This window comes from Anaerostipes sp. Marseille-Q3525 (assembly GCF_018223505.1).
In the GTDB taxonomy this organism is placed as follows: domain Bacteria; phylum Bacillota; class Clostridia; order Lachnospirales; family Lachnospiraceae; genus Anaerostipes; species Anaerostipes amylophilus.
Map to the genome: position 1 here is coordinate 1 of NZ_JAGTTT010000048.1, position 8,451 is coordinate 8,451.

Below are 8,451 nucleotides of genomic sequence, written 5' to 3' on the forward strand. Positions count from 1 at the left end.
CGAGTGTTACATCATGCACATGTGGTAAATATCACAGGAAAATCTTATCGCTTAAAAAAATATACCGATCAAGAGGAAGAATAGCAAAAATGTACATTCTTAAATGATCAAAAATGTACATTTTAATCTTGACATTTATAAACGCTGCTCGGTCTTATTCTTATTAGTAGCGTACTCCATTACATCGACCATCGCCTGCAGGTCGGCTTCGGTGTATTTGGGGTTGGCTGTCTTTTCGGGATTTTCGGCATAGTCGATTGGGTGGTCGAGCCTGCCACGCACATCCCATATCTCGCAGACCGCCATTACGATGACCTGCGTGGAAGCAAATACATTTTGCGAATTTCAATCTGAAACTCGTGCCACTTCCTTGCTTCCTCACGGAGCATCGGGGTATCCACAAAACCAAGAGCGTTTGCCTTAACCGCAAGCTGATTGCAATGTCATTAAGTTAAGAAAAGCAGAGGTAAAAGATAAGTTTTAAATTTATCTTTTACCTCTGTTTTTTATATATTGACAAACTCAGAATAAAAAGTGATGTATTAGGTAGGAGGTGAATTATTATGAAGTATGCACAGAAAGTGAAAAAACGTTATTTAACGATTTTAAATGATATAGCTAAAGATCGAGAGCTGTATGTTAAAGATCCAGAAAGAGATTTTACAAGGAAACGAAAACTATCATTTCAGGATACAATCAATACCATCGTCACTTATGATGCTGGCAGTATTAGTCGCTGCATAAAACGTTATATTCCAAAGATTGACAAAACTCCAACGGCTTCTGCCTTCCTTCAGCAACAAAAAAAATTAAATCTGTCTGCATTTCAAACTCTTTTTTACAGATTTAATGATCCTTTTCCAGATAAATCTTTATATGGTTTTCATATTTTAGCAGTTGATGGTACGAGTGTCACAGTTCCTATGGACAGAATAAAAGAAAATCAAGAATACGCACGTGTGCGTACAAATAAAGATTGCACTCGTCTTGCTTATCAGTTTCATGTTTCCTGTATCTATGATCTTATCAATGAGAGATATTATGATGCTTATATTGAACCTTTTCGAACACATAGTGAAACCCGTGTATTTTCTATGATGTTGGAGCGTAAAAATTTTCCACAAAAAGCTCTGTTTATTGCAGATCGTGGATATGAGAGTTATCGATTGATGGCACAGATACAGCATGACGGAAACTATTTTCTGATCCGTGCAAAAGAATATTTTGGACATGGCAGTACGATCAAAGGATATCCATTTCCAAGAGAGGGTACTTTTGATAAAACGGTCTCATATATTTATACACGAACACAAAATAAAAAGACACGCGCTCATCCTGAACTTTATAAAAGGATCAGTATCAAAGATTCTCCTTATTTTGTAAACAAAGAACATCCTTATGTAAAAATGACACTGCGTTTTGTAATGATCGAGCTTGCGAATGGGCAGAAAGAATGTTTGATCACCAATCTGCCAGAAGATAAATTTTCACCAGAAAAACTGAAGAAACTTTATTGTATGCGATGGAAAATTGAAACATCTTTCCGTCTGGTTAAATACTCTGCCAATCTTTTGGAATTTCATTCAAGAAAAATAGAGTTTCTGCATCAGGAGATATGGGCCAAGATGATCTTTTACAACTTTACAACCATGATCACTCAACATTTGCGGTATAAAAAGGATCGTGGAAAGTATGAATACAAACCAAATATGACCAATGCACTCCACATGTGCAGGGAATATCTCCGAAATGCAAAAACCCCAAATGATGTAGAAGGTCATATATTAATGGAAATGATCCCAATCAGAGATGGACGGTCGTTTAAACGCGACAGGTCCAAACACCAGAGTTTTTTTACCACTTTCAGACACAACTAACATCAATTTTAATATAATCTTTTTTTAGTCAGAAAGCAATCTGTCTTTTTGGAATGCAGAAAAATAAAAATCTAACCAACAGACATAATAAATATCTGTTGATGAGATAAACTACTGATTCTTAACTTAATGACATTGCGTGATGCCCGTGAGGGCTTCAACAGCTTCCACAAAGCCGTAATCTTTTACCTTGATAAGATAATCAAGGGCAGAAACACCTCCGATACCTCTCGACCACCAGTACCATTTGCCGTTGGAAATCTTTAAGCTGTCGTGTTCTCTGGTACAGTAAACATTGCCGCCCACACGCACCAGATTACTCGGCTCGTAGGCTCTAAGGTATGAAAGCAAGTCCATCCGCCTTGCCTGTTCGATAACGGCAGGATCAAGCTGCACATAGGGTCTGTTACTTCTCATTCAATAAAACCACCTCCAGAAATAGAAATAGCCGAGTGATTTTCGTGTAGTGAAAACCACTCGGCTATGTAAAACTTATCGATATGATAATATTCATGATATTGGGAAACCAAAAAACTTTGCTAAATTTGCCAATCCAGACAACACACTAATCACTTTAACACCAGTATTCCCAATTCCTTTAAGCATCCCCTTTAATGTAAATTTTGCTTCTGTTTGTGCCTCTTTATTGTCTGACTTTACAGCAATGTCAATTTGTTGTAGCAAATCAATTATTGAATTCATGCTCTTCTCTGACAATTCTGTTATTGTTTTTATTTCTGAAATAGCTTGGTTTATTTCACTTGAAAAATCACTTTGGTTGAAATAAAGTTGGCTATTTTGAGTTCCAATTTGAGAACCGACTAAAGAAGAATTAGTAATATTATAATTTGTTTGATTCATTGTGGATGTACTCCTTCCATTCAAATATTCAATTCCAAGAAACGTAATTGGAGCTTTCTCTGACCACCCCGAAATAATTTTATTATCTCGTTCTATACGTTGAACTAAAACGCCTGTAGTCAAATTTCCCCTTTCTACCATTTTCATTAAATAAATTCTATCAATGTCATATTCTAACGGGTTAATACTGAAAGTATCGCATTCTCCTTATTTTTCAATTTTATCTTCACTAACTAATTTGCTTTCAAAAGTGCCCAATTGGGAATTTCGTATTTCCGAGTTTGAAATATCAAATTTTTGCTCTATAATTGTTATATTTTTATGCTCTCTGCGTAAATCATCTGCCATCATTACAGCTCTTGAATAAACCACATCAAATGAAACCCCTTCTTTTATATTCTGTACAATAGATTGCAATAAACGGAATATTTCTTTATACTCCAAATCTCTCAATTCCACACATTTCGCAGTTTCAAGAGAGTTAACCCACAAAACTAAGCACGGCAAAGCATCTTCCGCGACATCCAATGACCGAATCTTATCCTTAATGTCGTATCCAGAAGCAGATAATTCCTTAACGCTATAAAAAATGTCTAAATAATTTTTAGATAATGAATTTAAATCGCTCCATGAATTGTTGATGAACTTTTCAAACATTTTATCTTGAGCAAGGGGAAGAAAGAAACACTTCATAATGCAAGGATTTGAGTATCTACCAAATAATTCTGCAATAGTTTTGTATTTTTTTGTGTCTTTCCCAAATGTATCCAGAGAAATTAATCTTTTAAATTTTTCAAGAAAATTTTGGGGACTTTTATCTTTAACCTCTTGTCGTAAGTATGTTAGCAAATCACTATCAATTACACCATTATTTTCAATCAAAAAGTCTTTTGCTAACTGTTCAAATACACACATAGGCATTTTATATACATCATCTGCGTTTATTTCCTGTTTCAATAACCATTCCAAAAACTCTATTGTTGTATGCAATGGCACAGGAACAGCCGTCATCATATGTATGAGTGTATTCCCATCCCCATTATTTTTTATATGTAAATTATTTTTATTGTTCTGGGACTCGCTCCATAAAGATTTTTCTACTCTCTTAGTGGATTCCTCATCCGCATAACGATAAGTTAAATAGGCTCGCATGCTTTCTATTAATTCCCATGCCTTAATATCTAAACCTTTTTGAATAATAAATTCTTTAGCATACGGAGTCAAATCTTCCATTGCACTATTCGTATGCTTGTCCCTCATCACACATTCACGGACAAATCCAATATTTAAGCGAGTATTATCATTTATTTTTATCCAATTAAAAAATTCAATTAGCATATAGTCAGGCAAAGCATTCACAGTAAGGTTCTCCTCTAACAAATAATTATAAAATTTGTTACCATATTTAATATACAACATTTCAACAAATTTTTCTACCACTACTCTGAAAAATCCGACATCAACTTAACGCCAACGCCACCTTATTTAGTTCATTCCGTAACCATTTCCAGAAATAGAAATAGCCAAGAGATTTTCGTGTAGTGAAAACCACTCGGCTATGTATAACAATAACCTATTTCGATAACAGCACTAAATACTGAAATAATCTATTAAGACGGTCTATTTCCTCTGCATAAATAGCTTCTTGTTCTCCAAAATTTTGAACTCCCAATGTAGCAACTATATGAGCTTTGGTATTTTCTTGTTTATCCTTTGAAAGCAAATGGTCAAGATATATTCGATAATCGTGAAGAATATACAACGGAGAAATCAACTTTTCAACATCAATCGTATTTCCAATTTCATCACAGAATTTAAGCAATATTTCTTTGATAAGACGAATAGACTGCCAATTTCTATATTGGTCATCTCTTTCACTCTCGATATACAATGTTTCATACAATACTCTCAACTGTCCAACATTAAAGCCCTCTACTAACACCTTGTCAAAAGCATTTATTACACCAGATACGCTCTGTTCTGTAAAAACAAGTGGACGCTTGATATTTTTAGCATGTTCAGAACATTCTTCGTCTAAATGTGCTAAGTCAATATTGTATTTTTTCTTTACATTTGAAATCAAGCTGTCCTTATTCATTAGAATTTGTTTCTCTATAATAGGCTTGCTAAAAGTACAGTTCATCTGTGCTTGATAAAACTCTGAGTCAACAATTAAATGGTCTGAGTCAACATTAAATCCTTTCAAAATCGCTTGGCTCTGAGTATCCAAATAATTCAAATCGCCCAACCAAAATACTAACTTCCCATTACTGTTAAAACCAAATGGTATATCCCAATCATATACATATATTCCCTCTGGGTCTTTCTTTCCAATGTGTCCATAGGTTTCTGAAAAGATATCCACCTCAAAATCGGGAACAGAAATAAAATATATAAGAGCCTTTCTGTCGAAAAAAACAGGTGTCAAAAAACCTTCTATTGAATGCTCCTCATCATAACAAAGACCAGGGATATTATAATAATCTTTATGGTCGTATTTATAATCTGTTTCTTGGCAATATTCAAATTTCTTTTTATAATTCTTTGAAACGAACTCGCCCACATACTGTTCTTGCTCTATCATAGATTTATAAGCACCGTCTATCATTTGTTTGGAATATTCGGGCAGACATTTATTTCCACATTTATTGCAGCAAAGTATAAGCAACTCTGGAAAATGGAGAGTTCTATTTTCTATGACAACTGTCACATCATCATCAATTAACTCTCGAACGCCTTTACATTTACTACATTTATCTAATCTGTATGTCTTATATTCAGTTAGAAAATCATTATATGTGCTAAATCTAATATCCATACTTAACCAACCTTCTTGTGTACTTTATTATTATAATTGTACCACAAAGGTATGAATTTTTCTACCTCTGCGACTATGTAAAAGCGGCATCAGCTTTTCGCCAATGTCGCCGATTTCGGTTATAAAATTCCTGCTTTTTTCAGATACCCAACGCTGTCATAGCACCCTCGGAAATAAATTGTTTCCTGCTGCATATCACAAAGTTTCGCCCGAAGCTCCAGAACTTCTATCAGAGCCGTACATTCCTGTTCGGATAAATCACAGGGCTTTTCCGCATCGAATACCGCCATTACTCTCGGATATTCCCGATAGATATCGTCAATTCTTTCTGATAATGCTCGATATTCTGGGTTTTCCGTTTGCAACTTTGCTATGACAGAGCTTAGATATTCCTGAAAGATATTACTGTGGACATCTACAAAGGTTTCAAATCTGAACATATCAGACACCGTTATCACCTCCGATATTCTATAAATCTACACCTATTATACTGCCCACTTTTCAGCAATACAAATGTGCAAATCCGCTTATCGCTCCCAATTTACACATTTTCTTTCGGGCGGCTCATCGCTCTGCTCTGGCTCGGTATCCAGAACAGGGGTGTCCTTTTCGTCCAGATTAAGCTCGATGTTTAGGGCATTGAGCCTATCGGTCTTTTCTTTCAGCTCATCTTCAAAGGCAAAGGGCTTTTGTACCTCGCTTTTTGCATTGGCAAGCTGCTCTAAGATTTCCGCTTTTCTGGTCTTGGTTGCTTCCAGTTTTGCAGGGAGCTTGGCAAGCTCGTTTTCAATTCGGGTCAGATTGCCCAGAGCATCAGAGCCTAATTCTACCTTGTGCCTTGTCTTACCGCAAAGATATAGACAGTAGTGGGTGTTGACGGTATCATAGAATACCTCCAACCGAAAGCCACGGTAACTGCCGACTTCCACGGGATTAGCAAGGGGATTTTCCTTGCAGACCGCCAAAAGCATTTCGCCTGCATCGGCTTTTTCCGTGTAGATCACGCCTTTTAAGGTCATCGGGCAGAACTTTTCTTCGCCCTGCGGCTTATGCTGCTCGGCAAGTGCCGTGTCACTTTCATAGCCGATAATGCGTTCCTCGTATTCCTTTATGATCTGGGGATAGTATTTCAGTATCCTGTCCTCAAGGTGGTAATGCTCGGAAAGATAGCTCTGCTTCAATACTTTCAGCTTCGCCACCTGCATATCCAAGTCCATTTTTTCCTTAAAACGCTCGTCGCCTGTGGCAAGCATCTTGACCTCCGCAAAGGAAAGAGCAACCTCGTCCACATCCTCGGCGGAACGCACGGGGTTTTTACTCGTCATTATCTGGCTAATGAATTTCTGTTTGCTCTCCACCAACTGATAGAGGTAGGCATCAAAGGTCTGCTCGGTCACATAGCGGTAAACCTCAACCTCTGGGAACATATTGCCCTGTCTTTCGATACGCCCTTGTCGCTGTTCAAGGTCAGTCGGTCATTTTTTGCGGACAGTTCAATACATGCCCTTCGGTTCCTCTCCCTACTCCTGCGTTTGCTCTCGTTTGATTTCTCCCTCTGTATCCTCTTAGCACAAGCGGGACAATACTTTGATATTCCAGAGCTGGGGACGTATTCAACACCGCACACCGTACAATTTTTAGGCTTTAACGCCGTCCACCGCTTTGTGGGTGTGATATGTAATTCACCGACAAAGCCGATGAATTTATAGTAAATCTTGATTTCCTGCCTTACTGTCCCGTCCGCAAGTTTCTCACGTTCCGAAACAAGTATCTTGTCTATGAGTGCGTTTATGATGGTTGCGTCCAACTCTTTCAGCCCCTGATAGTTGCGGATTAGGGATAGAAAGTCCCTCACGCCCTGCGATTTCTCATAGCTGTCATTGAGCGTTTCCGTTACCTCTTTCAGCCGTGCTTCAATTTCAAGCTGCTCTTTCTGGTATTTCCCCGACATCATCTCAAAATTCCGCTCCGTGATACGCTCCATTACCTTGTCCTCATAGAGAGAGGAAAACAGCCTGTCAAGCTCCGCAAGGCGTTTGTTCAGCTTCTTCTTTTCTTTCTCTAATGATTTCGCCCTGCTCTGGTCTGTTTCCGTGAGCCGCCTTTCTATGGCTCTGACCGCCTTTTCATCATTGACCGCCATATCCGCAAAGCGGTTGATGTCGGCAAGGACGGCATTGAATAAGTCCCTCGCTTCAATGCTGTGTGCGGTACACATAACATTGCCATATCTGCCATAATTATTGCAGGTGTATTGTACGCAGTCGATGATGTCGGGGCGTTTCCTCCTGTTGGCACTCGCCGCCCGCATCGCATAGCCGCAGTCCGCACACTTGATAACGCCCGAAAAGATATTCTCAAATCCCCCTGCGTTCTGCTCCCGCCTGCGGCTCGTCATAAGCTGCTGTACGGTGTCAAATTCCTCCTGCGTGACTATCCCCTCATGGGTGTCTGGTATCACTTCCCATTCTTCGGGCAGCTTAGAGGGGCGTTTCTTGCTTTTCATGTTGGCTGCAATCCGCTTGTAGCCTGCAAGGTTGCCCGCATATATCGGGCTTCTTAAAATGCCCCTCACGCTGTTCTCGCTCCAAATATAACGGTTTTCCTCGTTATCCTCAAAGTACCGCTCATAGCCTGTTGCCCCTTGCTCCACCGCATAAGCGGCAGGGCGTAGGATATGCTGTTTGTTGATGTGCTTGCGGATTTTGGCGATGCCGTTGCCCGCTAACGCAAGGTCGAATATCTCCCTTACCACATGGGCAACTTTGTCATCTATCAGCAGATGGTTGTGGTCGGCAGGGTCTTTGATATAGCCATAAGGGGCGGTAGTTCCCATGAATTTCCCCTGTTGAAACCTCGCCCGATATGCCGATTTTATCTTAACAGATATGTCAG

At 38.8% G+C, this 8,451-nt stretch carries 8 protein-coding genes and 1 pseudogene; 1 reads left to right on the forward strand and 8 read right to left on the reverse strand.

Annotated features, from left to right (window positions below):
• Window positions 1–135: 135 nt before the first annotated feature.
• On the reverse strand, window positions 136–306 hold the full coding sequence (locus tag KE503_RS13660) for a hypothetical protein (RefSeq protein ID WP_249183080.1): 171 nt from the start codon (window positions 304–306) through the stop codon (window positions 136–138).
• A gap of 257 nt (window positions 307–563) precedes the next feature.
• Here KE503_RS13660 and KE503_RS13665 point away from each other — a divergent pair, with 257 nt between their 5' ends.
• A complete protein-coding gene (locus KE503_RS13665) occupies window positions 564–1,877 on the forward strand; it encodes an IS4 family transposase (RefSeq protein WP_249183081.1) in 1,314 nt (437 codons plus the stop codon).
• Window positions 1,878–2,015: 138 nt separating this feature from the next.
• On the opposite strand, the pseudogene KE503_RS13670 reads toward KE503_RS13665, so the two are convergent.
• The 7 genes and pseudogenes from KE503_RS13670 to KE503_RS13700 form a co-directional block, all read right to left on the reverse strand.
• A pseudogene (locus tag KE503_RS13670) lies at window positions 2,016–2,294 on the reverse strand (topoisomerase); the annotation flags it as partial.
• Between the two features lie 93 nt (window positions 2,295–2,387).
• Window positions 2,388–2,738 carry a hypothetical protein gene (locus KE503_RS13675; protein ID WP_118316800.1) on the reverse strand — a complete coding sequence of 117 codons (351 nt, stop codon included), beginning with the start codon at window positions 2,736–2,738 and terminating at the stop codon, window positions 2,388–2,390.
• A 207-nt stretch (window positions 2,739–2,945) separates the two neighbouring features.
• Window positions 2,946–4,178: a hypothetical protein gene (locus KE503_RS13680; protein WP_212385584.1), complete on the reverse strand. Its 1,233-nt coding sequence runs from the start codon at window positions 4,176–4,178 to the stop codon at window positions 2,946–2,948.
• Window positions 4,179–4,311: 133 nt separating this feature from the next.
• Complete coding sequence (locus tag KE503_RS13685; protein WP_149883369.1) at window positions 4,312–5,556, reverse strand: hypothetical protein; 1,245 nt, start codon at window positions 5,554–5,556, stop codon at window positions 4,312–4,314.
• 119 nt (window positions 5,557–5,675) lie between these two features.
• Window positions 5,676–5,996: a DUF6664 family protein gene (locus tag KE503_RS13690; RefSeq protein ID WP_207742539.1), complete on the reverse strand. Its 321-nt coding sequence runs from the start codon at window positions 5,994–5,996 to the stop codon at window positions 5,676–5,678.
• 87 nt (window positions 5,997–6,083) lie between these two features.
• Window positions 6,084–6,983: a helicase gene (locus tag KE503_RS13695; RefSeq protein ID WP_212385586.1), complete on the reverse strand. Its 900-nt coding sequence runs from the start codon at window positions 6,981–6,983 to the stop codon at window positions 6,084–6,086.
• Window positions 6,950–8,451: recombinase family protein (locus tag KE503_RS13700; protein ID WP_212385588.1), on the reverse strand; the 1,502-nt coding region annotated here is incomplete at its 5' end. The genes KE503_RS13700 and KE503_RS13695, both read right to left, overlap by 34 nt.

Coding starts and splice junctions, on each gene's coding strand:
- KE503_RS13665 (WP_249183081.1), top strand. CDS start 564: ATGAAGTATGCACAGAAAGTGAAAAAACGTTATTTAACGATTTTAAAT.
- KE503_RS13675 (WP_118316800.1), bottom strand. CDS start 2,738: ATGAATCAAACAAATTATAATATTACTAATTCTTCTTTAGTCGGTTCT.
- KE503_RS13695 (WP_212385586.1), bottom strand. CDS start 6,983: ATGTTCCCAGAGGTTGAGGTTTACCGCTATGTGACCGAGCAGACCTTT.
- KE503_RS13660 (WP_249183080.1), bottom strand. CDS start 306: ATGGCGGTCTGCGAGATATGGGATGTGCGTGGCAGGCTCGACCACCCA.
- KE503_RS13690 (WP_207742539.1), bottom strand. CDS start 5,996: ATGTTCAGATTTGAAACCTTTGTAGATGTCCACAGTAATATCTTTCAG.
- KE503_RS13685 (WP_149883369.1), bottom strand. CDS start 5,556: ATGGATATTAGATTTAGCACATATAATGATTTTCTAACTGAATATAAG.